Source organism: Novosphingobium sp. NDB2Meth1 (assembly GCF_900117425.1).
Taxonomy (GTDB): Bacteria; Pseudomonadota; Alphaproteobacteria; order Sphingomonadales; family Sphingomonadaceae; genus Novosphingobium.
The window spans coordinates 435494-462043 of the sequence record NZ_FPEH01000011.1 but is presented as its reverse complement, the minus strand read 5'-3'; the positions used below and the strand labels follow the sequence as shown (position 1 = coordinate 462043).

24 protein-coding genes are annotated in these 26550 nt (G+C 68.8%); 12 read left to right on the top strand and 12 right to left on the bottom strand.

The features are described 5' to 3' along the window. Positions 1-59: 59 nt before the first annotated feature. Positions 60-422: a YciI family protein gene (locus NDB2M1_RS02440; RefSeq protein WP_072379249.1), complete on the top strand. Its 363-nt coding sequence runs from the start codon at positions 60-62 to the stop codon at positions 420-422. 5 nt (positions 423-427) lie between these two features. Further along, positions 428-1678, top strand: a complete 1251-nt coding sequence (locus NDB2M1_RS02435; protein ID WP_072379247.1) for an RNA polymerase sigma factor — start codon at positions 428-430, stop codon at positions 1676-1678. A gap of 9 nt (positions 1679-1687) precedes the next feature. On the opposite strand, the gene NDB2M1_RS02430 is transcribed toward NDB2M1_RS02435, so the two are convergent. The 4 genes from NDB2M1_RS02430 to NDB2M1_RS02415 form a co-directional block, all read right to left on the bottom strand. Next, a complete protein-coding gene (locus NDB2M1_RS02430) occupies positions 1688-3238 on the bottom strand; it encodes a hypothetical protein (protein ID WP_072379245.1) in 1551 nt (516 codons plus the stop codon). A gap of 16 nt (positions 3239-3254) precedes the next feature. Beyond that, positions 3255-3809 (bottom strand): acyltransferase, encoded by a 555-nt coding sequence (locus tag NDB2M1_RS23345; protein WP_054121113.1) that lies wholly within the window; start codon positions 3807-3809, stop codon positions 3255-3257. Then, positions 3806-4843 (bottom strand): glycosyltransferase, encoded by a 1038-nt coding sequence (locus tag NDB2M1_RS02420; protein ID WP_083554659.1) that lies wholly within the window; start codon positions 4841-4843, stop codon positions 3806-3808. The genes NDB2M1_RS23345 and NDB2M1_RS02420 overlap by 4 nt, the downstream gene beginning before the upstream one ends. A gap of 196 nt (positions 4844-5039) precedes the next feature. Next, on the bottom strand, positions 5040-7208 hold the full coding sequence (locus tag NDB2M1_RS02415; protein WP_253185744.1) for a GumC family protein: 2169 nt from the start codon (positions 7206-7208) through the stop codon (positions 5040-5042). A gap of 502 nt (positions 7209-7710) precedes the next feature. Here NDB2M1_RS02415 and NDB2M1_RS02410 point away from each other — a divergent pair. After that, on the top strand, positions 7711-8337 hold the full coding sequence (locus tag NDB2M1_RS02410; protein WP_253185743.1) for a polysaccharide biosynthesis/export family protein: 627 nt from the start codon (positions 7711-7713) through the stop codon (positions 8335-8337). Here NDB2M1_RS02410 and NDB2M1_RS02405 read toward each other — a convergent pair. Together NDB2M1_RS02405 and NDB2M1_RS02400 are read right to left on the bottom strand one after the other, a co-directional pair. Then, on the bottom strand, positions 8334-8867 hold the full coding sequence (locus NDB2M1_RS02405) for an HPP family protein (RefSeq protein WP_083554606.1): 534 nt from the start codon (positions 8865-8867) through the stop codon (positions 8334-8336). The two genes, NDB2M1_RS02410 and NDB2M1_RS02405, sit on opposite strands and share 4 nt — an antisense overlap. 29 nt (positions 8868-8896) lie before the next feature. Then, positions 8897-9508, bottom strand: a complete 612-nt coding sequence (locus tag NDB2M1_RS02400; protein WP_072379242.1) for a TetR/AcrR family transcriptional regulator — start codon at positions 9506-9508, stop codon at positions 8897-8899. A 95-nt stretch (positions 9509-9603) separates the two neighbouring features. Between NDB2M1_RS02400 and NDB2M1_RS02395 the strand changes: the two genes are divergently transcribed. The 3 genes from NDB2M1_RS02395 (at position 9604) to NDB2M1_RS02385 (ending at position 11909) form a co-directional block, all read left to right on the top strand. After that, on the top strand, positions 9604-9789 hold the full coding sequence (locus tag NDB2M1_RS02395; protein WP_072379240.1) for a hypothetical protein: 186 nt from the start codon (positions 9604-9606) through the stop codon (positions 9787-9789). Positions 9790-9792: 3 nt separating this feature from the next. Further along, complete coding sequence (locus tag NDB2M1_RS02390) at positions 9793-10902, top strand: NmrA family NAD(P)-binding protein (protein WP_072379238.1); 1110 nt, start codon at positions 9793-9795, stop codon at positions 10900-10902. 101 nt (positions 10903-11003) lie between these two features. Beyond that, on the top strand, positions 11004-11909 hold the full coding sequence (locus tag NDB2M1_RS02385; RefSeq protein WP_072379236.1) for an MBL fold metallo-hydrolase: 906 nt from the start codon (positions 11004-11006) through the stop codon (positions 11907-11909). Positions 11910-12784: 875 nt separating this feature from the next. On the opposite strand, the gene NDB2M1_RS21920 is transcribed toward NDB2M1_RS02385, so the two are convergent. Together NDB2M1_RS21920 and NDB2M1_RS22530 are read right to left on the bottom strand one after the other, a co-directional pair. Further along, positions 12785-13999, bottom strand: a complete 1215-nt coding sequence (locus NDB2M1_RS21920; RefSeq protein ID WP_072379234.1) for a cell wall hydrolase — start codon at positions 13997-13999, stop codon at positions 12785-12787. Positions 14000-14003: 4 nt separating this feature from the next. Continuing rightward, entirely contained in the window at positions 14004-15293 is a 1290-nt protein-coding gene (locus tag NDB2M1_RS22530) for an outer membrane beta-barrel protein (protein WP_171955303.1), read from the bottom strand. A gap of 255 nt (positions 15294-15548) precedes the next feature. Here NDB2M1_RS22530 and NDB2M1_RS22525 point away from each other — a divergent pair, with 255 nt between their 5' ends. After that, positions 15549-16028, top strand: coding sequence for a hypothetical protein (locus NDB2M1_RS22525; RefSeq protein ID WP_072379230.1), 480 nt, complete (start codon positions 15549-15551; stop codon positions 16026-16028). Here the strand turns inward: NDB2M1_RS22525 and NDB2M1_RS02365 are convergent. The 3 genes from NDB2M1_RS02365 to NDB2M1_RS02355 form a co-directional block, all read right to left on the bottom strand. After that, on the bottom strand, positions 15968-17245 hold the full coding sequence (locus tag NDB2M1_RS02365; protein WP_072379228.1) for a glycosyltransferase: 1278 nt from the start codon (positions 17243-17245) through the stop codon (positions 15968-15970). The two genes, NDB2M1_RS22525 and NDB2M1_RS02365, sit on opposite strands and share 61 nt — an antisense overlap. After that, a complete protein-coding gene (locus tag NDB2M1_RS02360) occupies positions 17242-18525 on the bottom strand; it encodes a polysaccharide pyruvyl transferase family protein (protein ID WP_072379226.1) in 1284 nt (427 codons plus the stop codon). The genes NDB2M1_RS02365 and NDB2M1_RS02360 overlap by 4 nt, the downstream gene beginning before the upstream one ends. 64 nt (positions 18526-18589) lie before the next feature. Continuing rightward, positions 18590-19447 (bottom strand): LysR family transcriptional regulator, encoded by an 858-nt coding sequence (locus tag NDB2M1_RS02355; RefSeq protein WP_072379224.1) that lies wholly within the window; start codon positions 19445-19447, stop codon positions 18590-18592. A 94-nt stretch (positions 19448-19541) separates the two neighbouring features. Here NDB2M1_RS02355 and NDB2M1_RS02350 point away from each other — a divergent pair, with 94 nt between their 5' ends. The 5 genes from NDB2M1_RS02350 to NDB2M1_RS02330 all read left to right on the top strand — a co-directional run bounded on the left by NDB2M1_RS02350 (position 19542) and on the right by NDB2M1_RS02330 (position 25587). Beyond that, the gene (locus NDB2M1_RS02350; protein ID WP_054123576.1) at positions 19542-20708 is read left to right on the top strand and encodes an isovaleryl-CoA dehydrogenase; all 1167 of its coding nucleotides are present in this window, start codon (positions 19542-19544) and stop codon (positions 20706-20708) included. Positions 20709-20877: 169 nt separating this feature from the next. Further along, positions 20878-22539, top strand: coding sequence for a carboxyl transferase domain-containing protein (locus NDB2M1_RS02345; RefSeq protein ID WP_072379222.1), 1662 nt, complete (start codon positions 20878-20880; stop codon positions 22537-22539). Between the two features lie 75 nt (positions 22540-22614). Then, entirely contained in the window at positions 22615-23079 is a 465-nt protein-coding gene (locus tag NDB2M1_RS02340; RefSeq protein ID WP_054123573.1) for a nuclear transport factor 2 family protein, read from the top strand. Then, a complete protein-coding gene (locus NDB2M1_RS02335) occupies positions 23076-24992 on the top strand; it encodes an acetyl/propionyl/methylcrotonyl-CoA carboxylase subunit alpha (protein WP_072379220.1) in 1917 nt (638 codons plus the stop codon). Before NDB2M1_RS02340 ends, NDB2M1_RS02335 begins: the two co-directional genes overlap by 4 nt. Before the next feature lie 142 nt (positions 24993-25134). After that, a complete protein-coding gene (locus NDB2M1_RS02330) occupies positions 25135-25587 on the top strand; it encodes a MaoC family dehydratase (protein ID WP_072379218.1) in 453 nt (150 codons plus the stop codon). A 103-nt stretch (positions 25588-25690) separates the two neighbouring features. On the opposite strand, the gene NDB2M1_RS02325 is transcribed toward NDB2M1_RS02330, so the two are convergent. Beyond that, positions 25691-26389 carry a murein L,D-transpeptidase catalytic domain family protein gene (locus tag NDB2M1_RS02325; protein WP_054123571.1) on the bottom strand — a complete coding sequence of 233 codons (699 nt, stop codon included), beginning with the start codon at positions 26387-26389 and terminating at the stop codon, positions 25691-25693. Positions 26390-26550: the final 161 nt, after the last annotated feature.

Genomic DNA, 26550 nt, shown 5'->3' with positions numbered 1-26550 from the left:
GCAGGCAGCCTCTGCTGCTTGCCGGCTGGTCCGGCCAACGCCGATTAAGGAAGCGAACGATGCAGTATGTTCTCCTCTACCATGAAACCGCCGAAGAGCGCGCGAAGGGGCATGATCCGGAAGCGGCCGGCGCCTATTGGGGCGGCTGGATGGCCTATATGGGCGCGATGTCGCAGGCCGGAGTGATGCAGGGCGGCAACGGGCTGGATGGCCCCGAAACGGCGACGACCCTGCGGATCGAGAACGGGACGCGGCATGTCGTCGATGGGCCGTTTGCCGATACCAAGGAAGCGTTCGGCGGTTATGCGGTGATCGAGGTGCCCGATCTGGATACGGCGCTCGAATGGGCGGCGCGGGCGCCGTGTGCTGTGGCTGGCTCGGTCGAGATCCGCCCGGTGATGCCGCCGCCGCCCGTGGGCTGATCCGGATGGAGAGGGCGCGCCGCCCCCCGCCTGCTCCGCCATCGGCTGCTGCGGAGCAGGCGGCGCGCGCATCCTATGGCCGGCTTCTTGCGCTCGTTTCGGCGCGGACGCGCGATATCGCGGCGGCGGAGGATGCCCTGGCCGAAGCCTTTGCCGCTGCATTGGCGCAATGGGGCGAGCAGGGCGTGCCGGCCAATCCGGAAGGCTGGTTGCTCACGGTCGCACGGAGAGCGGCGGGGCACCAGTCGGCGCGGGCGGCGACGGCCTCGCGCGTCGGGGATGTGCTGGCCTTGCTGGCGGAGGAACGGGAGGACGTGTCGGCCAGCCCCTTTGGCGACGAGCGGCTGGCGTTGCTGTTCGTCTGCGCGCATCCCGCGATCGATCCCGATGCGCAGGCGCCGCTGATGTTGCAGACGGTGCTGGGGCTCGATGCGGCGCGGATCGCGGCGGCGTTCCTCGTCAGCGGGGCGACGATGGGGCAGCGGCTGGTGCGCGCCAAGCGCAAGATCCGCGATGCCGGGATCGCGTTTGTGGTGCCCGATGTGGAGGAAGCGCCGCAGCGGCTCGCCGCCGTGCTTTCGGCGATCTATGCGGCCTATGGCACCGCATGGGACGATACGCTGGGGGCGGATGCGCGGCTGGCGGGTCTGCGCGGGGAAGCGCTGTTTCTGGCGCGGCTGACTGCGGAACTGATGCCGGAGCAGGCGGAGGCGATGGGGCTGCTCTCGCTGATCTGCCACTGCGAGGCGCGGCAGCCGGCGCGGCGGGGGGCGGATGGCGCGTTTGTGCCGCTGCATGCGCAGGACCCGCAGATGTGGTCGCGCGAGCTGGTGCTCGAAGCGGAAGGTGCGCTGCGACGGGCAGCGGAGTTAGGCGCGCCGGGGCGGTTCCAGACCGAGGCGGCGATCCAGTCGCTCCACGCGCACCAGCGGATGACCGGGGAGCGCTTCACCGCGCCGCTGGCCCGGCTCTACGATGTGCTGGCGGGATTCGCCCCGACGACGGGGGTGATGGTGGCGCGCGCGGTGGCGCATGCGGAGAATGGCGCATGGGCTGCGGCGCTCGGGCAATTGCGGGCGATGGAGGGCACCGCAAGCTATCAGCCATGGTGGGCGGCGCTGGCCCGCGTCTCGTGGTTGGCGGGGGATGCACAAGGGGCGGCGGACGCGGCGGCTAGGGCCGCAGGACTCAGCGCGGATCCGGCGATCCGGGCGTTTCTGCTCGGCGGGGGCTATCGGCTTCAGGCGGGCGGCTGAGCCGCGCGGTCAGGCAAGTTCGAGCGCGCTGTCGAGGACAAGGGGTTCGGTGAGGATGAAGCCACGCGTGGGTGCGGCGGGCGCGAAGAAGAGAGGTTCGCCCTGCACCGCGAGTGCCGGTGCTTGCGGCTCGGGGATGGGGGCAGCGGCCTCTGCCGGGCGGGCTGCGGCTGGCATGCGGCGCAGCGCGAGGGCGGCACCGCTGAGGATGGCGAAGTCCGTGCCCGGATCGCAGGTGGGGGAGGCGATCGAGGCAATCGCAAGGCCCATGATCATCGCCCAGCTGGCGGCGGCGGCGGTGGAAAGGGCCTTGTCCTCGACCGGGGCCCATGTCGATTGGCGCAAGGGGCTGAAGGCCGAGAGGACGTGGCCGAGCAGCGTCACCGCGCCGATCACGCCGGTGCAGCCGAGCACGGCAGTCGCGAGGCTGGAGGAGCGGAAGCTGCCGGGGCCGATGCCGATGCCGCGGCTCTCGATAAAGGCGTTGATGCCTTGCCAGGCCCAGAAGCGGCGTTGCTGGGCGGAAAGGGTCTCGCTTTTCTCGATGGTCATGTGGCGGATCATGTCGCCAAAGGCGTCGGCGAAATGGGGCTGCCAGATCATCACCGCGCAGCCGGCGGAGATGAGCGCGAGAAGGGTCGCGGCGATCCACAGCGCGCGGTCGGTGGGCAGCGCGCCGGGGAAGAGCAGCGCGCGCACGGCGAGGATGGCGGCATAGGCAGGCAGGCCGGCGTAGGCGCTGCTCGAGGTGCTGAGCGCGAGCGCGCTGGCGAGGAGCGCGGCGGCGGGGCCAGTCCAGCGCGGATCGATCCGGCGCAGCCAGCATTCGAACGAGAAGACGAACAGCACAAGGCCGTAGTTGGCGAAAGTCGAGGCTTCGGGGAGGAGGCCGGTCATCCGCACGAAGCCGTTGTAGGACTGGTCGAGCTGGGCGTAGGCGGCGTTGCGGAACACGGCGAGGATCACCTCGGCAGGGGTGCCGCGGATGACGACCGACGCAAAGCCGGTGAGCGCATGGGCGATGCCGACGGCGGCGAGCGTGCGCACGAGGACCGCGCGGCCTTGCTCCCGCCCGCAGGCGACGTAGCTGGCGATGGCGGCGATGAGCGTGCCGAGGAGGTAGACGGCGGTGGTGAGGTTCTGCGGGCTCGGCACCAGAGGGCGCACCGCGTAGACATAGGCGAAGGTGGAGGTGTAGCGCGCCTCGACCCGGCCGCGCAGGGGGGTGACGTCGAGCTGTCCCGCGAAGAGGCGGGGGGCGATGAAGGCGATGGCGAGGCCGTAGACGACGAAGCAGACCAGCCAGCCGTTGGCCCGGAGCGCGCGGCCGACGGCGGCCATCTGGCCTGCACCCGGCACCACCAGGCGCATCGCGACGAAGAGCAGCGCGAACTGGATCGGCGGGATCGAGGAATTGCCGAGCACCGGCAGCTGGAGCGCTGCCGAGCCGCCGAACATGGCCGAGACGAGCGCGAAGGCGAACATCGCCTCGACCGAACCGGCGACGAACAGCGTGAGCCCGATGAGGACTTGCGCGGCGCCGATGTAGGTCAGTTCCATGGGGGCGTCTTTCGCATCATGGCCGGACAAAGGCGTCGGAGGTGCGGACCGGCTTGACGAAGGCGGCGGGATTGCCGCGCCAGACTTGGCGCGGGGGGACATCGCCAAAGACGACCGAACCGGCGGCGATGACGGCATGATCGCCGATGGTGACGCCCGGCAGCACGGTGACGCCGCGCCCGAGCCAGACGTTGCGGCCGAGCGTGACCGGGGCGACGCGGACGCCCTCGCCTTCATGCACCGGGTGGTGGTTGGTATCGGCGAGGACGCAGCGCGGGCCGATCCGGCAATGCTCGCCGATGCGGACGGAGAGGTGGCAGACGATCTCTACCCCGGCATTGAGGAAGGCGCGGGCGCCGATCTCGAGCCGCGCGCCGGGGCCGACTTCGACCGCGACGGGGGCGCCGTGGCAGGACCAGTTGACGCGATCCGCGATGGTGATGCGGCCGGGCCCCTCGATCCGGGGGAAGCCGCTGTGGACGAAGAAGCGCTTGCCGGGCGCCTCGCCGCGCAGCTTGAGGCGCAGGACGGTGATGAGCGTGCGCAGGCGGTTGAGCGGCTGGAGTTTCATGCGAGCGCTTCCAGCACACCGGCGTCGAAGCGTTCGGGGGCAAAGTCGCGGGCGCGGGCCGCGGCCTCGGCGGGATCGAACTGGGGGAGCCAGCGTTCGAGCTGCTGGATGGCGGCGATCAGCGCATCGGTGGTTTGCTCGCCGAAGAACAGGCCGGTGCGGCCCTCGACCACGCTGTCGAGCGCGCCGCCGCGACCATAGGCGACGACCGGTCGGCCCGAGGCCATGACTTCGACGGGGACGATGCCGAAGTCTTCCTCCGCCGTGAACACCAGCGCGCGGCAGCGGGCATAGGCACGGCGCAGTTCGTCGAAATTGAGGCGCGGGATCATGCGGATGGTGGGGCCGGCGCGTTTCCTGAGCATGGCCGCTTGCGGGCCGTCTCCCACGACGGTGAGCGGCAGGCCGAGCGCGTTGAACGCATCGATCGCAAGGTCCGCGCGCTTGTAGGGGACGAGCTGGCCGACCCAGAGATAGCCCGGCTCGATCTCGCTCGACGGGGTGAACAGCGCGGGATCGACGGGGGGATGGACCACCTCCGCCTCGCGGCGCCAGGCCTTGGCCACGCGCTCGCGGATGAAGCTGGAATTGGCGAGGACGCGGTCAATCCGTGCGGCGGAGCTGGTGTCCCACTGGCGCAGGCCGTGGCAGAGCATGGGCATGACCGCGCGTTTGAGCCAGCCGGCCTCTTCGCGGTAGTTGTGGTAGTGATCCCACAGATACCGCATCGGCGAGTGTACGTAGCACAGGTGCAGCGCGTCCGGCGCGGGGATAACGCCCTTGGCCGGGCCGCTCTCGCTGGAGATGACAAGATCGTAGCCGCGCAGGTCAAGCTGCTCGAGCGCCATGGGCATGAGCGGCAGGTAGGACTGGTAGTGCTTCTTCGCGCCGGGCAGCTTCTGGATGAAGCTGGTGCGGACGGTGCGCGCGCGGATCGTGGCCGACATCGCGGCGGGATCGTAGACGTGGGTGAAGATGTCCGCCTGCGGGAACAGCTCCAGCAGCCGCTCCAGCACGCGTTCGCCGCCGCGCATGGTGACGAGCCAGTAGTGGATGATCGCGACGCGCTTGAAGCGCCGGCGCGGATCGGCAGGCAGGACAGCGCCGGGGCGGATCAGCGCGGGCAGGCCGGAGCCGACAAGGCTGGTGCTGCTGTCCCGCAGGAGAAAGCCGCGGTCTGCCGCCGGTGCCAGGCGCTCGGCCGGGAGCGTGGAGGAGGTGGGGGCCGCCTCAGGCATAGTAGCGCTTGTACGAATGGTAGAAGGCATCGTCGCCATAGCCGAAGCGTGCCTGCTTGCGCATGTCGACGCGGGTGAGCGCGACGCCGGCGAGTTGCACGCGGTCGTCCGGCAGCAGGCGCAGCGCGGAGCGCAGCGCGGCCTCGGGCGTCTTGCGCCAGCGGACGACGAAGACCGAGGCATCGGCCTTGCGCAGCATCAGCCGTGCATCCGCGATGGGGAGCACCGGCGCGGTATCGATGATGATCGCATCGAACATCTCGCGCGCGGCATCGAGCATGCGGTCCATCTCGGTGCCGGTCAGCAGCTCGGGGGCCTTGTCGCTGCCTTCGGCGAGCGGGAGGATGTTGAGACCGGTGGCGGGATCGACCACCAGCGCGGCTTCGAGCGAGGCCTTGCCGCCGAGCACATCGAGCAGGCCCGGCCGCCCGGCATCGCCGCGCAGGAAGCGGCTGACGCCCTGGCGGCGCAAGTCTCCATCGATCAGCAGCACCTTGTCGCCGGACAGCGCCATCGAGCGCGCAAGGCAGATCGACGTCGTTGTCTTGCCCTCGTCGGGCAGGGCCGAGGTCAGCGCGATGATCCGCGCCTGCGTGGTGTTCATCGCGATCGAGGCGCGCAGCGAGCGGAAGCTTTCGGCAAAGGCCGAGCGGGGGTCTTCCAGCAGCGCGGCCATCGGCACACTCTCGTCGCCCCGCCAGACCGAACCGAGCGTGGGGATCGAGCCGAGGTAACGCACGCCGAGACGCTGCTCGATGTCATCGCCGGTGGTGAGGCCGCTGAAGGTCATTTCCGCCGCGAAGGCTGCCGCCACGCCGAGCCCGAGCCCGAGCGCGAACGACAGCACGAGATTGAGCACGACGTTGGGGCTGGTCGGCCGCAGCGGCACGGCGGCGGGGTGGAGCAGATCGGCGTCGGCCTGCTCGGTCCCTTCGCGCGCGGTCAGCTCCTTGAAGCGGTTGAGATAGCTTTCATAAAGCGCATTCGAGGTCTCGGCGCGCTTCTCGAGGTCTTGCAGGCCGACCATCGCGGCGTTGTTCTGCGCAAGCGTGCCGCGCGACTGCTGGAGCGAGCCGGTGAGCGAGGCGAGCCGCTGCTGCGAGACCCGGGCGCGGGCCTCGAGGCTGGAGATCACGCGCTGCGTCTCATCCGCAATGCGGCCGTCGATGGCGCCGAGCGCAGCCTTGGCGCGCAGAACATCGGGATGGCGCGGGCCATAACGCGCGGTGAGCGAGGCGAGCTCGGTCGCGGCGGTGGCCTGCTGGGCGCGCAGCGAGCCGATGGCGGGCGAGGCCGCGACTTCGCCGACGCCGCCTGCGCTGGTGCCGAGCGCGAGCTGGCGCCGCGCCGCATCGAGCCGCGCGCCATCCTCGCTCGCGGCGGCGCGGGCGGTGGTGACGGCCTGGTTGTAGCTCGAGATTTCCTGCTCGGTCAGCGAGCCCATCGTGGTCGAGAGCAGGTTGTTGGTGATGCGGTAGCGCTGCACAGCCGCCGTATCGCCCAGCGCCTGCTGGCGCAGCTGTTCGAGCCGCTCGGCGATCGCGGTCGTCGTCGCGCGCGCGGTCTTGCGCTTCGCTTCGAGCGCGCCGGCGGTGTATTGCTGCGCGAACATGTTGGCGACGTGCGCGGCGAGCGCGGGATCGGTATCCTCGAACGTGATCGCGATGCCGTAGGTCGTGCCGATGCGGGTGGCGACCACGCCCTTGCGCAGCCAGGCCAGCGCGGCGGCCTGCGCACCGGCGGGAGACTTTGCAAAGCGCGCATCCTTCGCGAGGCCGAGGCTGTCTGCCACGGCGGCGAGATTGGCTTCCGAGGTGACCACCGCGACTTGCGTATCGACATAGCCTTCGCTGGGGATCGCGGCCTGCTGCGGCCCGTCGCTCGTGCTCGTCGGCGCGACGGCCTGCGGGCGGCTGTTGAGCGTGACTTCGGCGCGCGCGGTGTAGGTGCGCGGCTGGAGCGCTGTGAGCAGCAGACCCGCGGCGAGCACCGCGAACAGGACCGCGAGGAAAACGCCAAGGCGGCGGCGGAACACGGCCAGGAGCAGGCGCAGGTCCACCCGGTCTGCCGCCGGGGGCGGGACCCGGGTTTCGAAAGCGACGGCGGGTGCCAAGCCTGGCACACCCCCGGCATTGCGATAGAGGCCGACTGCCGTGTTCACCCCTGTTCTCCTCGGTCGATGGGCCCGCCCGCCCGCGCCAGCAGGTGAGGAACCTATATGGTAAAGTGCGATCCGGTCGGGGAAGTTGGTGCCCCTCGCGACATGCTCCAAGACTAGGCAAGGGGCCGCGGCGGGGAAGGCGAAGCGTATCCGCTGCGGAGGCAAACCGGAGGCAATCATGCCTTCGATTGACACCGCAGGATCGCTGCGCGCCTTCGCGGGCGCAGTCCGAAGCTTCGTATGACGCTGCATCCCGCATCGCCGGATCGAGGGCAAATCCGGGTGAATGCTTAAGGATTTATGCACCATATGCCGCGGGGCGGCGCTGTGATGAAGGTGACGCGAGCGGTGCCGGCAGGCGGCAGCACGGCGTGGCGCGCCGCTCCGCCAGAACATCTCCAAGGTGGAGGATTCGGCAAGGGGCCGGGTGATTGCGCTTTGCCGCCCGCGGCATAGACTTGGGGCAACGATCAAGATCACCCGGAAGCATTGGAGATTTCGCATGGACAGGAAGCACGATGGCGCTGGGCGGCAGCGGCGCGGTCTCGTCACCGCAATGGCTAGGACGATAGCTGGGGCGATGGCTGGCGCGGCCGCGCTGATGCTCGGCGGATGTGCCGGTGCGGGCGCGCCGCCGATCTCCACGGCAGAGGTCGCGGCGGGGTTGGAGAGCTATCATCTGGGCGCGGGAGACCGTGTCCGCGTGACCGTTTTCAACGAACCGACGCTGACCGGCGAGTACAACATCACCCCCGGCGGGGCGCTGGCATTCCCGCTGATCGGGGTGGTGGCGGCGGGCGGCCGGACGATCGATGCGGTGCAGCAGGAGCTGACGACGAAGCTCGCCGAGGGCTATGTCAACGACCCGCGCGTGAGTGTCGAGGTGCTGAACTACCGGCCGTTCTACATTCTGGGGGAAGTTAACCGTCCCGGTGAATATTCCTATGCCTCCGGGATGACCGTGGAGCAGGCGATCGCGCGGGCGGGCGGCTTCACCTACCGCGCGAACGAGAAGACGGTGTTCCTGCGGCGGCAGACGGGCAAGGCGGAGAGCGCGGTTTCGCTGCGCAGCGCGCAAGTGGCCGTGCTGCCGGGCGATACGATCCGGATCGGTGAACGCTACTTCTAGGCGGTGGCTGCCCCGTCGGCGCGGTCGAAGGCCCATGCGGCGCCATAAAGGAGCACGGCACCAAGCGTGACCGCGCCCGCATAGACCGGCATCGTTGCTGCCGAGAAGAGCGGAATGGCGGCATTGGCCGCGGCGGGCGGGTGGTAGCAGCGCAGGGCCCACATCAGCGTGACGCCGACGGCGACAGCGGGCGCGGCCAGCCACAGCGCCCAGGGATGGGCGGCGGGGCCGGCGAGCAGAAACGCCGCAATGCCGACCGCGCCGCAGATCAGGTGACCGAAGCTGGCAGCATGGGGGCGCGCGGCGGGCACCTCGCGGCAACCGACGATGAGCGCGGTGCTCGAGGCCCAGGATGGGAGCATGAGGGCGAGCCCGGCGATCCATGATGCCAGCACCATCGCCTGCAGGACAAGCAGGGTGAGGGCGAATATCCCGGCCGTGCGGCTCCTCACGCCGCCGGTTCCATCATTCATCACGCCCTGTCCGAACATGTCTGCCCGCGCCCCCTGGTCGCTGAGCCTGGCGCACATGGGGTCATACGCCCATTGCGCTGGATAGGTTACAGAAGCTCTCGCGGCCCAGCCGGCGCGGAAGCGGGCGTGCTGGCGTGGCGGGGCACCTCGTCCCGGACCGCCGCCAGCACAAGGTCCGCTGTCGCCTGGTCGCTGGCCCGCGCGATCATCACCGCGCCTGCGGCCATGGCGAAGGTGCGGGCGGCGCGTGCTTCGCGTTTGGCCTGCGGTCCTTCGAGGTGCGCGGCGAGGGATGCGATGAGCGCCCGGACGCCGCGCCCGAATTCGGCCTGGACCGCTTCGTTGCTGCGCTGGACGTCGTTGGAAAGCGCCGCCACCGGGCAGCCGCCGCCGACATCGGCAACCCGCCCGACCGACGTGTAGCCGCGCACGAAGCCGCCGAGCGCGCGTTCTGCGGGGACATGGGCGAGGGCGTGCTCGAGCCCGGCGATCATCTCCTCGAAGGCGCGGCCCAATGCGGCGACGAGCAGGTCCTCCTTCGAATCGAAGTGGCGATAGAAGCCGCCGTGCGTGCGATTCGCGGCCTGCATGACGTCGCCGACACTGGTGCCCTCAATCCCCCGCTCGCGGAACCGGCGCGCGGCGGCAGCGACAATCGCTTGATGAGTCTCGGCTTTTGCTTCGCGGGATTGGCGCATGCGATTTTCTCCTGACAGGCCCTTGCCAAATTAGCTGATGCATGTCATCTAAAAATTAAGATGATGATGGTCATCTTATTCAGGAGGTCAGTCCCATGGCAAGTTCCGCTTCCGCTTTCGCCGCCAACCCTGCACCTGCACGGCAGGGATTCCTTGCCCGTATCGGTGCGTTCCTCGAAGCGCTCGACAGCGATCACTTCGCCGCGCCGGAGCTGCGCATCGCGCGGCTCGAGGCGCGCGTGGCCCGGCTTGAAGCCGCCGCCGCCAAGCAGGAGGGCTGAGCCATGGCCGCGCCCCTCATTCTTGTCAGCGGTGCGACCGGCGGTGTCGGCCAGCCGCTCGTTGCAGACCTTCTGGCGCGCGGACTGCCGGTGCGCGCGCTGGTGCGCCGCCACGATGCCCGCTCGGCCGCGCTGGTCGCGAAGGGCGCCGAGATCGTCACCGCCGATCTGTTCGACGCCGATCAGCTGGCCGACGCGATGAAGGGCGTGCGGCGCGCGTTCTACCTGCCGCCGATGCGGCCGCACATGATGCAGAGCGCGGTGGCCTTTGCGCTGGCGGCGAAGGCGGCGCGCGTCGAGCATGTCGTGAGCATGAGCCAGTGGACTTCGCACCGCGCGCATCCGGCCAACATGACACGGCAGACGTGGCTCAATGACGGCCTGTTCGATCTGGTGCCGGGTGCGGGGCACACCGTGTTCAATCCAGGCATGTTCGCGCACAATTTCCTGCGCACGATCGACTTTGCCGCCCTGCTGGGCTTTTACCCGGTGCTTTCCGGCAAGGGCCGTGCGGCGCCGGTCTCGAACGAGGACATGGCGCGCACCGCGGCGGTGATTCTTGCCGAGGGGCCGGAGCGGCATGCCGGCAAGCGCTATCGCCCGACCGGTCCCGAACTGCTTGACGGACGCGAGATGGCGGCGGTGATCGCGCGCGTGGTCGGCCATGGCGTTCTTCCGTTCGACATGCCGTTCTGGCTGTTCGCGAAAGCGGCGCGGCTGCAGGGCGTCGATCCCTACGAGATCGCCAGCCTGAGCCATTATCTGGAGGACATGCGCGCGGGGACTTTCGCCTTTGAAGGCGGGGTGACCGACGTGGTGGAAGCGCTGACGGGAACGCCCGCCGAGAGCTTCGAGGCGACGGCCCGGCGCTATGCCGCGCTGCCGTTTGCACGGCAGACCTTGGCCAACCGGCTGAAGGCGTTCGTGAATTTCAACCGTGTGCCGTTTCAGCCGGGCGTGAACGTGCGCCGTCTGGAGCGTCGGCTTGGGGTGCCGGAACTGGCAGAACCCAGCCTTGCGGTGGCCGATCCGGTCTGGCGGCAGACCCATGCCGCCCAGATGGCCGGAACGAGCGCGCTGATCCCCGCCCCGCGCCTCGTGCGCCGCGCCTGACAGCATAGCGCCGAGATGGCCCTCGTCCGGCGCTGGTTGTGAACTCGGCCGCGCTGTTGCACTCTCCCTGCGCCGGGGAACCGCCCGGCGGGGAGAGAGCAATGGACCGTTTCAACATCGGCCACGTCACCGTCCACCGCATCGAGGAATGGCAGGGCACGTTTGCGCCGCCGTCGTACCTGTTTCAGGGCTACACGCCGGAAGGGTGGGACCCGCATGCGGAGGAGTTCGCGCCCGAATACTTCGATCCGGCGACGGGGCACCTCTATGCCTTCCTGCAGAGCTGGGTGCTCGATACGGGCAAGGAGCGGATCCTGTTCGATACCGGCGCGGGGAACGACAAGGACCGGCCGAACATTCCGATCTTCAGCAACCTGCAGACCGATTTCCTCGGCAATCTGGCGCGTGCCGGGTTTCAGCCGGAGGATATCGACGTGGTGGTCTGCTCGCATATCCATATCGATCACGTCGGTTGGAACACGCGGCTGGTGCAGGGGCGGTGGGAGCCGACCTTCCGCAACGCGCGCTATGTGCTGCCGCTGGCGGACCGCGCCTACTGGGACCCGGAGGACGGCGCCGCGGGGCCGGAGGGTGTCGGTGCGGCGGTGAATGCAGGGATGTACGAGGACAGCGTGGCGCCGATTGTCGCGGCCGGGCGCGCCGAGTGGGCCGAGCCGGGGTTCGAGGTGGCCGAGGGGCTGACCTTGCAGGCCTGCCCGGGGCATACCCCCGGGAGCATGATGCTGGAGGTGATGGGCAAGGACGACAACGCGCTGTTCGTGGGCGATGTGGTCCACCATCCGGCGCAGATCTATCGGCCGGACTGGAACAGCGTGTTCTGCGAGGCGCCCGATCAGGCGCGCGAGACGCGGCGCGCGGTGCTGGAACTGGCCGCAAGCCGGGAGGCGCTGCTGGTGCCGGCGCACTTCGGCGGCAACCACGCGGCGCGGGTGCTGCGCGAGGGGACGGGTTTCCGGCCGGTGCTGGGGGCGCTGGGGCTGGGGTGATCGGTGTCGCCAGCGGTAACATTGCCGTTGGCGCCGCGCACGCCCACCCGGCCTCCCCCGAGCGGGGGAGGGGAAGAAGGGATGAGGCTGTTGGATTTGGTCGCACAGCTCTGCGGCTGATGGGCAGTTGGGTTGATCGCGCGACCGGTGCGGCGCCTGCACTGGCGCTGCGGGGAGGGCGTCGTGTTCCGCGCAGGTGCGAGTGGCCGGATGGGCAGAAGAGGTCCGGCGCAGCCATTTGTGTCGATCATGGCCCGGGACCGGGGTAGCGGCTCGCATGCGTGCCGGTCTTTGCTCGCACCGGGACGAAGCCGATGGGAGCCATGATCTGCGTGCTGGCGCGGTAGATTGCCTGGCCAAGGACTTGGGGGAGACCGCCCCACCTTGAACCCGCAGCCCGCACCGGTCGCGTTGGCGTTTGCCCGGTGGACAAGACGCCAAAGGAGCGAGGGCGAGGCCGGCCTAGCCTGCTCCCGATCTGGGCGGGGCGTATAACCTATATGGTTCGTTTTGTCAAGGGTGGAGGCACATAGCTTCGTCATTCCCGCGCAGGCGGGAATCCACGGGGGCTGGCGCCGTGGTTGCCGCTCTGGATTCCCGCTTGCGCGGGAATGACGACGATTATGATGATAAGGGATTTTTTCGCCTCGCCGGGCTCTTCGGCTGCGCTCCAGGAGTGCCTTGATCCGGCGTCCCGCTTTTTGTCTGCGAGCGCGGTGCTTGCCGCGAGAAGCGGGACCCCCGAGCTCAGTCCGGGGTGACGCGGTGTGACATTGGGTCGGTCAGTGCTGCTGGCCCACCCCTAACCCCTCCCGCAAGCGGGAGGGGGATTGGGTAAGGTTTTGATCGCGTGGCATCTTTCGTTACCCCTAGCCTTACCCCCACTCCGCCAGCAGCCGGGCAAGGGCGGTGCCTTTGGGGAGGCAGCGCCGGGGGTTGGCGCGGGGGAGAGCGGCGCAGTCCCACCAGGCGCCTTCGGCGCCGGTGCCTCGGTCTCGCACGTAGAGGAAGGCGGGGGTTTGGGCGGGGCTTGCGGGGAACTCGCCGATGACGGCGCAGCGGTCGCGGTCGGCGCAGGCGGCGAGGGCGCGGGTGGCGTACGTGCCGGGGAAAGCGGCGGGATCGAGGGTGAGGACGATGCGGGTGCTGTCGGCCTGCGGGGCGGCGACCTTGGGCGCGAGTGTCGGGGTGGGTCTGGAGGGGGCTTCCGGTTCTTCGAGCGGGAGGTAGGCGAGCGGGGCGGCTGCGGCAGGCAGACCTTCCGCGCCGCCGTGGGCGGGGGAGAGCGCGGCCATCGCGGCGATGCGGGGTTCCTCGCCGCCGCTGGCGGCGCGCAGGACGGCGGGGGAGCCCCAGTTGCCCGGCCAGCGGTAGAACAAGTGGAGGCCGACTTGCGCCAGCTTGACGAGACCGCTGCGCCAGATGGGGACGACATAATCCGCGTGGTAATGCGTGGCGAGGCCGACGCGTGGATCGACGGCACCGGCGAGGGCGGCGGCGGCGACCGCGCGCGCTCTCGCCCAGGCGGCGGGGCCGGGATGGCGGGATAGCATCGCGCCATCGCAGGTGAAGCTGAACTGGCAGCCGGTCGTTCGCTCCGAACCCTGGAACACCACGCCGCAGACGCTGGCGGGGAAGGCCGGATGGCGGGCGCGGTTGAGCACGACCTGGGCGACGGCGCGCATTCCGGACGGATCGTCGCCGGCTTCGTACCACGCGGCGGCGGCGAGGCAATCGAGCGCGCGGGCCTGCGGGAGCGCGTCGGCGGTGCCGAGGCGGAAGGCGGGCGCGGCGGCGCGGGGCGGGTCGATGGGGATGGCGGCGTTGGCGGCGCGCGCGGTCTCGGGCGCATAGGGGAGCAGCGCGGCGGGATCGGGCAGCGGGGGCGGGAAGGCGAAGCGCACCTGCGGGCCGGCGCGGGGCGGGGCGAGCAGCGTCAGCGCGGCTGCCAGCGCTGCCAGAAAGAGGAGCGCGATGACGAGGCGCAGCACAACCGGGGCCGCCGCCTGCAGGCGCGGACTGGCGGCCCATTCGGGGAGGGGCGGCGGCTGGTCCGCGTCAAAGCGGCTGTCGCGCGGCAGGCTGGCCATCGCCCTAGAGCCGCCAGCGGATGGAAATGGTGGCGCGGTTGCGATCATAGGCCCGGCCGGGATCGACCGCGCCCGAATTGCGGCCGAGGCTGTGCGCATAGTCGGCAGCGACTTCGAGGTGCTGGGTGAGCCGCCATGTCGCGCCGAATGCGCCGGTAAAATAGCGTTCCTGCCGCTTCGCCGTGCCGGTGGGCACCTGGAAATCGGCAACGAGATAGCGCAGCGAGGGGCGCAGGATGAGGGTGCGCAGCAGCTCGTGCTCGGCAGAGAGCGTGACTTCGTGCTGCTGGATGCCGGCGACCCCGATGATCGGCGAGCGCTGGAAGGTGCGGCCGCCGGAAAGGCGCATGGTGGTCAGCCGCGTCGGGCTCCAGCGCAATTGCGCGTTGTACGCAAGGCCGCTGATGCGGGGGAAGACCGGGGCGTTGAAATCCTGCCGCACCCAGCCGACGCCGAGTTCGCCCTGCAGCAGGCGGTTGAGCCCGAAGGCGACGCCGGTGAGCAGGGTGAAACCGTGGGAATCGCGGCTGGGCAGGCCTGCGGGCGTGGTGAGGTAGCGGTTGCGGTTGTAGGCGAGGCTGGCGAAGGCGGCGACGCCGGGGCCAACGCCGATGGCGGCGCGGAAGGAGCCGGTGAGCGCTTCGTAATCGCGCTGGGACAGGTCGATCAGGGTCCCGCCGAGCTCGCGGTCTTCGTAGCGAAAGCGTTCGTAGCGGCCGGCGAGGGTGAGCCGGGCACGGGCGAAGGTCTGCTCGAGCTCTCCGCCGCCCGAAAGCTGGGTGAAAGCGATCGGGGCGGCGCCGAACAGCGTATCGCCGGTGGTGCCGCGCGGCTCGATCCGGCGGGCGGAGCCGATATCGCCGGACAAGCGCGTGTCGCCCGAAATGTCGAGCCGGCCATCGAGCTTGACGGCGTACGTCTCGATATTCTCGGTCGTGCGCCTGGCGTAGCGCTTGACCGTGCCCTCTGCCGAGAGGCCGAGCGCGTGGCGGGACCATTGCGAGCGCACGGCCAGCGCGGGGAGGATGGCGAGCGCGACATCGCCGCGCCTTGTGTCGCTGCGCGCGTAGATATTGTCCGTGGCATCAGCCTCGATCCCGAAGCTGGGGGAAATCAGCAGCGCGCCGACGCGGGCGCCCACGGTTTCCACTTCGGGCCGCGAGCGGGCGCCGACGGTATCGCGCTCCATCCGCGGATCAACCGTGGTCTGCGCGCTGGCATCGGCAAACGGCGCGATGAGGCCGAGCAGGCAGAGCGGAAGCGCCCGCGATTGCCGCGCCTGTCTGACAGCCATCGCCCGATCCGTGATGCTGCCCCGGATGCTGTGCCGTGTGGGTCCCATGGCCCGGGGGTACCATTCTTTCGCGCCATGCTTTCGCGCAATTAGCCCCGTATACGAGCAATCTCCCTTAGTGTTCGGCCCCTGATGCGGGTTTAGTGCCGGGAGTTCGGGCATTTTCAGCCGTGCCCAATGCGGAGCCTTTCGTTGGCGCGGCGTTAACCACCGGGCGAAAGCGTTCCTTGAGCAGGTTGGGGCATGCTCCCGGCCATGGACAGTCTGACCGCCCGCATCACGCCCGGCCATGTGACCCGGTTCGCTCGCATCGGTGCGCTGCTGATCGCGTTCGCGCTGACGGCGGGCTATGTGACCGACCGGCTGACGCTGGAGCTGGCCGGGGTCGGCGCGCTGTTCCTCGCCGTGCTGACCTTGCTGGCGCTGCCCGGCCAGCGCAGTTCCGAACTGCTCGGCGCGCTGGCGATCTGGCTGACTTATGCCGAGTTCATGGCCGCGATCCAGAGCGGCCATTTCGCCTTGTGGCGCTGGGCGGTGGTGCTGGCGACGCTGAGCCTGGTGATCGTGCCGTTCAAGGTGCAGCACTTGCGGCAGCTGGCGCGGAGCAATCCCTACAGGCCGCTGGGCGAGCTGGACCGGCGGGTGTGGACCGTCGTGCCGGAGCCGACGGTGGCTTATGCGCCGGCGGCGATCAGCTCCGATCTGGATCCGGATCGGGCGGCGGCAGGGGCCTGAACCGGCCCGAGCCGGCCAGTGTAGTGCTCCATCAGGCGATCGATCCATTCCTCCGGTGACAGGGCAAGGTGGCGCGTGGCGGTGAATCCGGCACGGCTCATCGCCGCTACCCTCGCATCATCGTGTGCCAGCGCGGAGAGGAGCGCGGCGTGGGCGGCGACGTCTTGCGGATCGGCGGTGGCTGCCGCGCCTGCGGCAACCAGGCCGGCCGCAAGCAGCGCGGTGGGCGGGAGGATGACCGGCAGGCCCGACAGCGCGGCTTCCATCGCGACGAGGCCGTAGGGTTCGGGATAGCGGCTGGGCATCACGAGCATGCGCGCGGTGGCAGCGAGCGCGCCGATGGCGGACGGAGCGAGGCGCCCGGCGAAATGGGCCTCCGGGTATTCGGCGGCAAGGCGGGCGCGATCGGCCCCTTCACCGATGAGGATGATCGGCAGGCTGGCGCGGCGCGCGGCGGCAAGCGCGAGGTCGGCGCCCTTGGTCGCCTCGATCCGGCCGACGAAGAGCACGGTGTCGTTGCGCTCGGCGGGGATGCGCGTCTTGCTGAAGGGGACGACCGGGTTCGGCAGCGGGTGGATCACTTCGGGCGGGATGCCGGCGCGGGCGAGCATCGGGCGCATGCCGGCGTGGATCGCCAGCACCGGAGGCGCGCTTTGCGGCTGGAAGGCGAGGCGCTGGAGGGCATGGCGGGCGACGCGCCAGAGCTTGTGCGCCTGGCCGCGGCGGTCGCAAGGTTCGGCAAGGCAGGCGCGGGAAAGCGCGGTGTGGGGGCAGAGCGCGCCGGTGCGAAATTGCGTGAAGGCGCCGTTGGGGCAGGCGAGGAAGAAATCGTGCGCCGAAATCACCAGCCGCGAGCGCACCGGAGCGAGCGCGGCAAAGACCGAGGGCGAGAGAATCTGCGACCAGCCGTGGAGGTGATAGACCGTGCGCGCGGTGTCGTTCTCGGCAATCCACTGGCGCACCATGCGCGCCGCCGCGCGGTTCCACAGGCCATCGAGCAGGGCGCCGCTGCGGCCGAGCAGGCGCGTCTGGCCGAGCCCGGTGACGGCAATGCCGGCAAGCGCGAGCGCAGGATCGGGCGCGTCTCCCGCCAGGAGCGCGACCGGGTACCCGCGTTCGGCGAAGCGGCGGGCGGAGCTTACCGCGAGCGCGCTGGCGCCGCCCATCGGGCGCGAGAGATCGTTGATGACGACGATGCGATCGGGTGCGGGGTTCATGCGGCTTCCTTCACTGGCAGCCCGGATGGGGGCTGCATCGCGCGGGCAAGCGCGGCGGCCATGCGGGCGATATCACGGCGGGTATTGGCGATGAGCTCCTCCAGCGCGGCGCGATCGACGCCTTCGGACGCCGCCTTGCGGGCGAGCGCGGTGAGTGCGGAGGCATCGAGCGAGGCGGTATCGGCGATGAAGGTGCCGCGTCCGGCGAGCGCGAAGAAGCTGTCGAGCTTGACATCCCAGCGCAGGCCGATGGTGGGGATGGCAAAGGAATGCGCGGCGATGCAGGCGTGCATGCGGTGCGCGACGATGAGCTGGCAGCCGGCGATGAAGCGGATCATTTCGGCTGGATCGGCGAAGGGATTGGTCATGGTGACCGGGCCCTTGGCGGCGAGGATCCACGCCGGGCCCATCGCGGCGAGGTAGTCGCGGTCTTCCGGGCTGCCGTTGGTGAACAGGGCGACGCGGAAGCCGGCCTCGACCAGCGCGCGGGCGGCGGTGCCATACCACGCATCGAGCGCGGGGCGGGCATCTGCGGCGGTGCCCGCCTCCGGGCCGGTGGCGTGATAGCGCAGCGCCATCGGGGCGGTGATGCACAGGCCCGCGAGCGGCGCATCAAAGGGGAGCGGCGGGCGAGGGAAGTGGCAGCTGGCGAGGAGGCCGGGATCGCCGCTGAGCGCGGCGGGGCGCACGCCTTGCGGCACAAGCAGATCGCGCCAGGCCGCCTGGCTGCGGGAATCGCGCACCGCGGCATAGGCAAGCTTGGCCGATTGCAGCGCACGGCCGAACAGGCGTTTGCCGGTGGCCGACCACTGGCGATTGGCACCGACCCCGTAGACCGCGACGGGGAGGCGGAGCTTGGCGGCCTGCTGGAGAGCGCCCGCGATCTTCATCGGGAAATTGAGATCGGCATCGGTGAGCAGATTGCCGCCGCCGAGGACGACCGCATCGCAGCCCGCAAGCCGCGCGCGGACGTGGCGCCGCAGCCGCAGGCGCACCAGCGCAGTGAGTGCGGCGCGGGTGGCAAGGCTGCGCAGCGTGGCGGGCAGGGCTTCGAGCAGGCCGATCACGGCGGCGCGGCGGCTTGGCGCGATGGCGGGATAGGCGCGGCGGCCGGCGAGATCGATCGAGAAGACCTCGGTCCCCGGCGCGATCCACTGGAACGTGCGTGCCAGTTCCGCCTCGAGGCATTCGGACAGGAGCCCATCGCCCAGATTGGGGCTGTACTTGACATTGAGCAGCGCGATCCGGCGCGCCGGGGAAGGGGAGGTCGCCTCGGTCATGCCGGGGGAGGTGTCATGGCATCCGGCCTCGCAGCAAGCACGGATAGACCCGGAATCGAGGCGATCAGCCTGACGGGGAAAGCACCTCGCGCAGGATTGCGGTAAGGCCGCTGGCGGTGATCCGGTCTTCCTGGCCGGTTGCGGTGATCAGGCCGATCCGGCGGCGATAGTCGTAGCCTTGCAGGGGGACGGCGACCGTGCCTTCTCCGGCGAGCGAGACGGGGGCGGTGGTCACCCCGGCCCCGGCGGCGACGAGCGCGAGGCAGCGGTCATCGTTGGCGCTGCGCAAGGCGAAGTGGGGGCGCACCCCGCGCGCGGTGAAGAAACGGCTGGTTTCGGCGAGGATCTCGCAGGAGCGGCGGGCGATCATCGTCTCGCCAGCGAGCTCCTCGGGCAGCAGCTGGGCGCGCGCGGCGAAGCGGTGGGCGGCGGGGAGCAGCATGGCATAGCCTTCCTCGAGCAGGACCTCGGCGCCTGCCTCGGCGCCGTGGAGCGTGGTGAGGAGGGCATCGAGGCGGTGTTCGGCGAGGCGGCGCCTGAGGTCCGCGTCGGGCGCTTCGGTGAGGGTGAGGCGGCCCGGCTCGAAGCGGGCGGCCACGGCGGCGACCATGCGGGTGGAAAGCGAGGCGATCACGCCGAGGCGCAGCGGCGGGGCGGGAGTGGGCGCTGCGGTAACCCCGCGCTCGGCGAGGCCGAACTCGCGCTCGATCATGCGGGCGTGGACGAGGAGGCGGTTGCCCGCTTCGGTGAGGCGCAGCGCGCGGCGTTCGCGCAGGATGACGGCAGCGCCGAGTTCGCGTTCGAGTTCAGCGATCCCGGCGGAGAGCGTGGGCTGCGCAACGTGGAGCTGGTTTGCCGCGGCGGTGAACGAGCCGGTATCGACGAGAGCGAGGAATTGGCGCAGGTGACGGCGGCTCAGCATAGGTTTTTCCTATACTACTTCCGCTGAAAATTCAATTTTTCCGAAGCTGCGGTTTGCCATAGACTGCGGCCAATAATGAGGAGCCCGACAGGAAATGCGCGCCACGCCCGAGCTTGATTTCGCCCTGCCCGAAAGCGCCCTGATGATCCGCGAGGCGGCGGGCCGCTTTGCCGACGAGAAGATCGCGCCGCTCGCCGCCAAGGTCGATGCGGAGGACTGGTTCCCGCGCGATCTCTGGCCTGCGATGGGTGAGCTCGGCCTGCATGGGATCACGGTGGAAGAGGAATGGGGCGGGCTGGGCCTCGGCTATCTCGACCATGTGATCGCGGTGGAGGAAGTGAGCCGGGCCTCGGCTTCGGTGGGCCTCAGCTATGGCGCGCATTCCAACCTCTGCGTGAACCAGATCCGGCGCTGGGGGAACGACGAGCAGAAGGCGAAGTATCTGCCGAAGCTGATTTCGGGCGAGCATGTCGGCAGTCTGGCGATGTCGGAAGCGGGGGCCGGGTCGGACGTTGTCTCGATGAAGCTGCGCGCGGACGGGGTGCAGGGCGGGTTCGTGCTCAATGGCACCAAGTTCTGGATCACCAACGCGCCTTATGCCGATACGCTGGTGGTCTATGCCAAGACCGCGCCGGAAGCCGCGAGCCGGGGCATCACCGCGTTCTTGATCGAGAAGGACATGCCGGGCTTTTCCATCGGGCAGAAGATCCAGAAGATGGGCATGCGCGGCTCGCCGACGGCGGAGCTGGTGTTCAACGACTGCTTCGTGCCGGAAGAGAACGTGATGGGGCCGCTGCATGGCGGTGTCGGCGTGCTGATGTCCGGCCTTGATTATGAACGCGTGGTGCTGGCGGGCATTCAATTGGGCGTGATGCAGGCCTGCCTCGATTGCGTGATCCCCTATGTCCGCGAGCGCAAGCAGTTCGGCAAACCCATCGGCGCGTTCCAGCTGATGCAGGCCAAGGTGGCAGACATGTACGTCGCACTGCAATCGGCGCGGGCCTATACCTACGCCGTCGCGCGGGCGGCGGATGCGGGGCAGACGACGCGCTTCGATGCGGCGGGGGTGATCCTGCTGGGCAGCGAGGCGGCGTTCCGCGTGGCGGGCGAGGCGGTGCAGGCGCTGGGCGGGGCGGGCTATACCAAGGACTGGCCGGTGGAGCGCTATCTGCGCGACGCCAAGCTGCTCGATATCGGCGCGGGGACGAACGAGATCCGGCGGATGCTGATCGGGCGGGAATTGATCGGGGCAAACGGATGAGCGCGAAGATGACCCCTCCGTCAGCCCTGCGGGCTGCCACCTCCCCATTTGTGCTTCGCAAAAATGGGGAGGGAAAAGGTCCTCTCCATTTTTCCCGCAGGGACAAATGGGGAGGTGGCAGACGCGAAGCGGCTGACGGAGGGGTATTCTCCGCAAGCGAGCACGTCGCATGAGCGCCCCCGTTCTCTCCTCCAATCTCGACCTTTCCAGCCCCGAGGCGCAGGCGCGCGCGGCGCATAATCGGGCGCTGGCGGCGGAATTGCGCGCGCGGGTGGCCAAGGCTGCGCTGGGCGGCGATGAGAAGTCGCGCGCGCGGCATGTGGCGCGCGGGAAGTTGCTGCCGCGCGAGCGGGTGGAGCGGCTGCTCGATCCGGGCTCGCCGTTTCTGGAGATCGGGCAGCTTGCGGCAAACGGGATGTACGGCGATGAAGTCCCCGGCGCGGGGATCATTACGGGCATCGGGCGGGTTTCGGGCCGCCAGTGCATGATCTTTGCCAACGACGCGACGGTGAAGGGCGGCACCTACTTCCCGATGACGGTGAAGAAGCATATCCGCGCACAGGAGATCGCGGCGGCGAACCGGTTGCCGTGCGTCTATCTGGTCGACAGCGGCGGGGCGAACCTGCCGAACCAGGCGGAGGTCTTTCCGGACCGCGACCACTTCGGCCGGTTCTTCTACAACCAGGCGCAGATGAGCGCGCAGGGCATTCCGCAGATCGCCAGCGTCATGGGCAGCTGCACCGCAGGCGGCGCCTATGTGCCGGCGATGAGCGACGAGAGCGTGATCGTGCGCGAGCAGGGGACGATCTTCCTTGCAGGGCCTCCGCTGGTGAAGGCCGCGACGGGCGAGGAAATCAGCGCCGAGGATCTGGGCGGCGGGGACCTGCATGCAAGGAAGTCCGGCGTGGTCGATCATCTGGCGGACAATGACGAGCATGCGCTGACCATCGTGCGCGATATCGTCAGCCATCTGGGCGCAAAAATAGGGACAGTCCCCATTTTCGGGCAGGCCGCGTTCGGGAGTGGAAAGCAGGATGCGAAAATGGGGACTGTCCCTATTTTTGCGCCCCCGCGCCCGCCGAAGTATGATGCGGAGGAACTTTACGCCATCGTGCCGGAGGACGTGCGCGCGCCTTATGATGTGCATGAGGTGATCGCGCGGATCGTCGATGGCAGCGAGTTCCACGAGTTCAAGGCGCATTACGGGACGACGCTCGTCTGCGGCTTTGCGCATATCTGGGGCATGCCGGTGGCCATCCTCGCCAACAACGGCGTCCTCTTCAGCGAGAGCGCGGTAAAGGGGGCGCATTTCATCGAGCTTGCCTGTCAGCGGCGCATTCCGTTGCTGTTCCTGCAGAACATCTCGGGCTTCATGGTCGGTGGGAAGTACGAGGCGGAAGGCATTGCCAAGCATGGCGCCAAGCTGGTGACGGCGGTCGCCACCGCGCAAGTGCCCAAGCTGACGGTGCTGATCGGCGGCAGCTTCGGCGCGGGCAACTATGGCATGTGCGGGCGGGCCTATGACCCGCGCTTCCTCTTCACCTGGCCCAATGCGCGGATCAGCGTGATGGGCGGGGAGCAGGCGGCTTCGGTGCTGGCGACAGTGCACCGCGATGCCGACAAGTGGTCGCCGGAGGAAGCCGAGGCCTTCAAGGCGCCGATCCGGCAGAAGTACGAGGACGAGGGCAATCCCTATTACGCGACCGCGCGGCTGTGGGATGATGGGGTGATTGATCCGATGCAGACGCGCGATGTGCTGGGACTGGCGCTGGGGGTTTGCCTTGAGGCGCCGATTGCGGAGGCGCCCCGGTTTGGGGTGTTCAGGATGTGAGCGAAGGGCTTACCCCTCCACCACCGCTTCGCGGCGGTCCCCCTCCCCGTTCCGGGGAGGTTTAAGGGAAGACCAATGATCACGCTCCTCTCATCCCTTGCCCTCGCTGCCGCGCCTCTCCCGCAAGGGGAGCGCCTGCCGCCGCCGGATTTCGGTGACAAGGAAGTCATCGCGGTCGTTGATGCGCTGTTTGCCACGCTGGAGAAGGGCGATGGTCCGGCGCTGCTGCAGCTCGTCTATCCGCAGGGCCGCGTTACCGCGCGGGGGACTTTGCGGAGCGGGTTTACCGGGCTGCGCAGCCAGAGCTTTGCCGAATATGCGGCGGCCATGAAGCTGGGCTCGGGCTTTCATGAGCAGATCAGCGACATGATCGTCGAGCGCGATGGGGATGTCGCGATGGTGTGGGCGCCGTTCACGGTCTCGATCGGGGGCAAGGTGGCAAGCTGCGGTACGGATCACTTCGATCTCGTGCGCGAGAACGGCCAATGGAAGGTGATGAACCTCACGTTCTCCTCGCGAACGGAAGGGTGCGGGGCATGATCCAGTCTCTCCTGATCGCCAATCGCGGCGAGATTGCCTGCCGCGTGATCCGCACGGCGCGGGCCATGGGCATTCGCACCATCGCGGTCTATTCCGATGCCGATGCCAAGGCGCTGCATGTCCGCTCGGCAGACGAGGCGGTGCATATCGGGCCGAGCCCGGCGCGCGAGAGCTATCTGGTGGGCGAAAAGATCATCGCGGCGGCCAGGGCGACGGGCGCGGAGGCGATCCATCCGGGGTATGGGTTCCTTTCGGAGAATGCGGAATTCGCGCAGGCGGTGATCGATGCGGGGCTGATCTGGGTCGGCCCCAAGCCCGCCTCGATCACCGCGATGGGGCTGAAGGACGCGGCCAAGGCGCGGATGATCGCGGCGGGGGTGCCGGTGACGCCGGGCTATCTCGGCGAGGACCAGTCCGAGGCGCGGCTGCAGGCGGAGGCGGATGCGATCGGCTATCCGGTGCTGATCAAGGCGGTCGCGGGCGGCGGCGGCAAGGGCATGCGGCGGGTGGAAGCCGCGGCGGACTTTGCTGAGGCGCTTGCCTCGTGCCGGCGCGAGGCGGCGGCTTCGTTTGGTGACGATAGGGTGCTGATCGAGAAGTACATCCTCTCCCCTCGCCACATCGAAGTGCAGGTGTTCGGCGACAGCCACGGCAATGTGGTGCACTTGTTCGAGCGCGATTGTTCGCTGCAGCGGCGGCACCAGAAAGTGATCGAGGAAGCCCCCGCGCCGGGGATGGACGAAGCGACTCGCGAGGCCGTGTGCGGCGCTGCGGTGCGCGCGGCGAAGGCGGTGGACTATGAGGGCGCGGGGACCATCGAGTTCATCGCGGATGCCAGCGAGGGCCTGCGCGCGGACCGCATCTGGTTCATGGAAATGAACACGCGGCTGCAGGTGGAACATCCGGTGACGGAGGAAATCACCGGGGTCGATCTGGTGGAGTGGCAGCTGCGCGTGGCGAGCGGGGAACCGCTGCCGAAGCGGCAGGACGAGCTGAGCATCAACGGCTGGGCGATGGAAGCGCGGCTCTATGCGGAGGATCCGGCCAAGGGGTTTTTGCCGAGTATTGGCGGTGTCTACAATCTCAACTTCCCTGACGAGGTGCGGGTTGAGACCGGGATCGAGGAAGACGACGAGATTTCGCCATTCTACGACCCCATGGTCGCTAAACTTGTCGTGCATGGCGAAGATCGGCTCTCGACGATCGCTCGATTGTCCCGCGCCTGCGGTGATGTTGAGATGCAGCCGGTCCGCACCAACGCATGGTTTCTGAAGCGCTTGCTGGATGAGCCGACAATACGTCGGGGGGAAGTGCACACCGGCTTCATTGCCGACCATGCGGAAGCGCTTACACTCGCGCCGCAGCCATCAAACCTGGTGCTGCAGATCGCGGCGACCAGTTTGGCCGACGGAAAGCACTTAGGGTGGCGGCACGGCGCCCCTTCCGCCGAGATTGTCCGCGAACTCCGCGGCTTTCGTCTCAACAGGGCGCCGGAATGCAGATACCGCCTGATCGTCGATGGTGAGCCGCTGACCGTGGACGTGACAGAAGACAACTACACGCTGGTCAGTGAAAGCTGGCGACGCAAGCACCAGTTGTACGGCGACGATGGGATCATTGCCTTCGAAGATGGAGCGATGTTCAAGATTGCATTGGCTGAGCCGAGGGGAGGGCGGGATGGACCGGCTTCCGACGGCGCCATCCTCGCGCCCATGCCCGGCAAGGTCATCGCGGTGGATGTGGCGGCTGGCGATACCGTCACCAAAGGCCAGAAGCTGCTCGTGCTTGAGGCCATGAAGATGGAGCATGCGCTCACCGCGCCGTTTGATGGGACGGTGGCGGAGCTGACTGTGGCGGTGGGCTCGCAGGTGCAGGTGGAAGCCTTGCTGGTGAGGGTGGAGAAGGCGGAATAACCCACATCCGTTCGTGTCGAGCCCCTCGTCTTCGCTCGGGATAAACTTCGGGTCGAAGACCCGAAGTCGAGACACCATACGCGGCGCTTGGTGTCTCGACTTCGCTCGACACGAACGGTTTGGGGATAAAGGGATTGGGACAATGGCAGGGCGGTACTTCGATGAATGGCAGGTGGGCGACCGGATCGCGCATGAAATCCGGCGCACCGTCACCGAGACGGACAACCTCCTGTTTTCGGTGATGACGCACAACCCGCAGCCGCTGCATATAGATGCCGAAGCCGCGCGGGCGAGCGAGTTCGGGCAGATCCTTGTCAACGGCACTTTCACCTTCGCGCTGATGGTGGGGCTCTCTGTCGGCGATACCACCGTCGGCACGCTCGTCGCCAATCTGGGCTATGACAAGCTGGTGATGCCCAAGCCGGTATTCCTCGGCGATACCTTGCGCGCGACCAGCGAAGTGGTGGAACTGCGCGCCAGCAAATCGCGCCCCGATGCGGGGATCGTGACCTTCGCGCACGAGGCACTCAACCAGCGGGACGAAGTTGTCTGCCGGTGCCTGCGGATGGCACTGCTGGCGAAGAAGCCGGGCTGAACCATTGCCCCAACCCCGCTCACCCTGAGCTTGTCGAAGGGTGCTGGCACCACGGTTGCGGCAGGTGCTTCGACAGGCTCGGCACGAGCGGTTTCTGCTGTTCTCAGCTCGTTGCGAAAAGCAGGCGGCCCGGGCCGAGCGTTTCGAGGACCTGGGTGATCTCGCGCGGGTTGACCGCGAAGCAGCCCTGGCTGCGGCCGACGCGGCCTTGTGCGGCGACGACGGCGGGCGAGACATAGCTTGCGGCGTGAATCACGATGCCGCGTTCCAGCGCGCGGTCGTTGTCCGGATCGAGGCCGATCAGGCGGCGCGAGCGGCCATGCTTGCCGTAGTAGAGCTCGCCGGTGACATAGCTGCCGCGCGAGGAGGCTTCGGAGTCCACCAGATTCGAGAAGTGCTGCGCCATGCCGCAATTGGCCGGGTCCGAGCCCTTGCCATGCGCGACCAGCAGCGGGGTGGAGGCGGTGCCGCCGACGAGATCGACGATGTGGAAACGCGCCTGCCGCGAGGGCTGCGAGAAATCGACGATGCCGATCTTGTCACGCACCGCGATGACCGCGCTGTGCTTGTCGAGCGCGGCGAGGGCGCGGGGGATAAGGGGGAGAATGCCCGAGCGCGCGATGGCCACCGGTTCGCCCTGCACCATCGGCGCATCGGCGTCTGCGACGGGCACGGTGCCCCAGAAGGTGCCGCCCGGCAGTTCGGGCTCGGCTTCCTGTGCCTGCAAGGCCTGGCGCGGCAGCGCGAGCGATGCGGCGGTTCCGGCAAGGGCGCCAAGAAAATGGCGCCGGTTGATGGTCATTGTCCCAGTTCGTCCTGAACGCAGTGGCGATCCCGCGTTCAACTAAGGCAGGCAATGATTGATGATCCAACCCCCAAGCCCTTAGGGTTGCGACGAAACGTGGCTCCTGCGCCACTGACCGTTGAAATACGGACTCGACGAACCGGGCGCCGAGTCTCTAG

Excerpts from the sequence above, each read along its gene's own strand:
- NDB2M1_RS02360 (WP_072379226.1), bottom strand. The coding sequence starts at position 18,525 with ATGACCGAGGCGACCTCCCCTTCCCCGGCGCGCCGGATCGCGCTGCTC.
- NDB2M1_RS02410 (WP_253185743.1), top strand. The coding sequence starts at position 7,711 with ATGGACAGGAAGCACGATGGCGCTGGGCGGCAGCGGCGCGGTCTCGTC.
- NDB2M1_RS02355 (WP_072379224.1), bottom strand. The coding sequence starts at position 19,447 with ATGCTGAGCCGCCGTCACCTGCGCCAATTCCTCGCTCTCGTCGATACC.
- NDB2M1_RS02330 (WP_072379218.1), top strand. The coding sequence starts at position 25,135 with ATGGCAGGGCGGTACTTCGATGAATGGCAGGTGGGCGACCGGATCGCG.
- NDB2M1_RS02420 (WP_083554659.1), bottom strand. The coding sequence starts at position 4,843 with ATGCGCGGCGGCGAACGCGTGCTGGAGCGGCTGCTGGAGCTGTTCCCG.
- NDB2M1_RS02340 (WP_054123573.1), top strand. The coding sequence starts at position 22,615 with ATGATCACGCTCCTCTCATCCCTTGCCCTCGCTGCCGCGCCTCTCCCG.
- NDB2M1_RS22530 (WP_171955303.1), bottom strand. The coding sequence starts at position 15,293 with ATGGCTGTCAGACAGGCGCGGCAATCGCGGGCGCTTCCGCTCTGCCTG.
- NDB2M1_RS02335 (WP_072379220.1), top strand. The coding sequence starts at position 23,076 with ATGATCCAGTCTCTCCTGATCGCCAATCGCGGCGAGATTGCCTGCCGC.
- NDB2M1_RS02395 (WP_072379240.1), top strand. The coding sequence starts at position 9,604 with ATGGCAAGTTCCGCTTCCGCTTTCGCCGCCAACCCTGCACCTGCACGG.
- NDB2M1_RS02400 (WP_072379242.1), bottom strand. The coding sequence starts at position 9,508 with ATGCGCCAATCCCGCGAAGCAAAAGCCGAGACTCATCAAGCGATTGTC.
- NDB2M1_RS02430 (WP_072379245.1), bottom strand. The coding sequence starts at position 3,238 with ATGGAACTGACCTACATCGGCGCCGCGCAAGTCCTCATCGGGCTCACG.
- NDB2M1_RS02435 (WP_072379247.1), top strand. The coding sequence starts at position 428 with ATGGAGAGGGCGCGCCGCCCCCCGCCTGCTCCGCCATCGGCTGCTGCG.
- NDB2M1_RS22525 (WP_072379230.1), top strand. The coding sequence starts at position 15,549 with ATGGACAGTCTGACCGCCCGCATCACGCCCGGCCATGTGACCCGGTTC.
- NDB2M1_RS21920 (WP_072379234.1), bottom strand. The coding sequence starts at position 13,999 with ATGGCCAGCCTGCCGCGCGACAGCCGCTTTGACGCGGACCAGCCGCCG.
- NDB2M1_RS02405 (WP_083554606.1), bottom strand. The coding sequence starts at position 8,867 with ATGTGCGCCAGGCTCAGCGACCAGGGGGCGCGGGCAGACATGTTCGGA.
- NDB2M1_RS02350 (WP_054123576.1), top strand. The coding sequence starts at position 19,542 with ATGCGCGCCACGCCCGAGCTTGATTTCGCCCTGCCCGAAAGCGCCCTG.
- NDB2M1_RS02365 (WP_072379228.1), bottom strand. The coding sequence starts at position 17,245 with ATGAACCCCGCACCCGATCGCATCGTCGTCATCAACGATCTCTCGCGC.
- NDB2M1_RS02440 (WP_072379249.1), top strand. The coding sequence starts at position 60 with ATGCAGTATGTTCTCCTCTACCATGAAACCGCCGAAGAGCGCGCGAAG.
- NDB2M1_RS02325 (WP_054123571.1), bottom strand. The coding sequence starts at position 26,389 with ATGACCATCAACCGGCGCCATTTTCTTGGCGCCCTTGCCGGAACCGCC.
- NDB2M1_RS23345 (WP_054121113.1), bottom strand. The coding sequence starts at position 3,809 with ATGAAACTCCAGCCGCTCAACCGCCTGCGCACGCTCATCACCGTCCTG.
- NDB2M1_RS02385 (WP_072379236.1), top strand. The coding sequence starts at position 11,004 with ATGGACCGTTTCAACATCGGCCACGTCACCGTCCACCGCATCGAGGAA.
- NDB2M1_RS02345 (WP_072379222.1), top strand. The coding sequence starts at position 20,878 with ATGAGCGCCCCCGTTCTCTCCTCCAATCTCGACCTTTCCAGCCCCGAG.
- NDB2M1_RS02390 (WP_072379238.1), top strand. The coding sequence starts at position 9,793 with ATGGCCGCGCCCCTCATTCTTGTCAGCGGTGCGACCGGCGGTGTCGGC.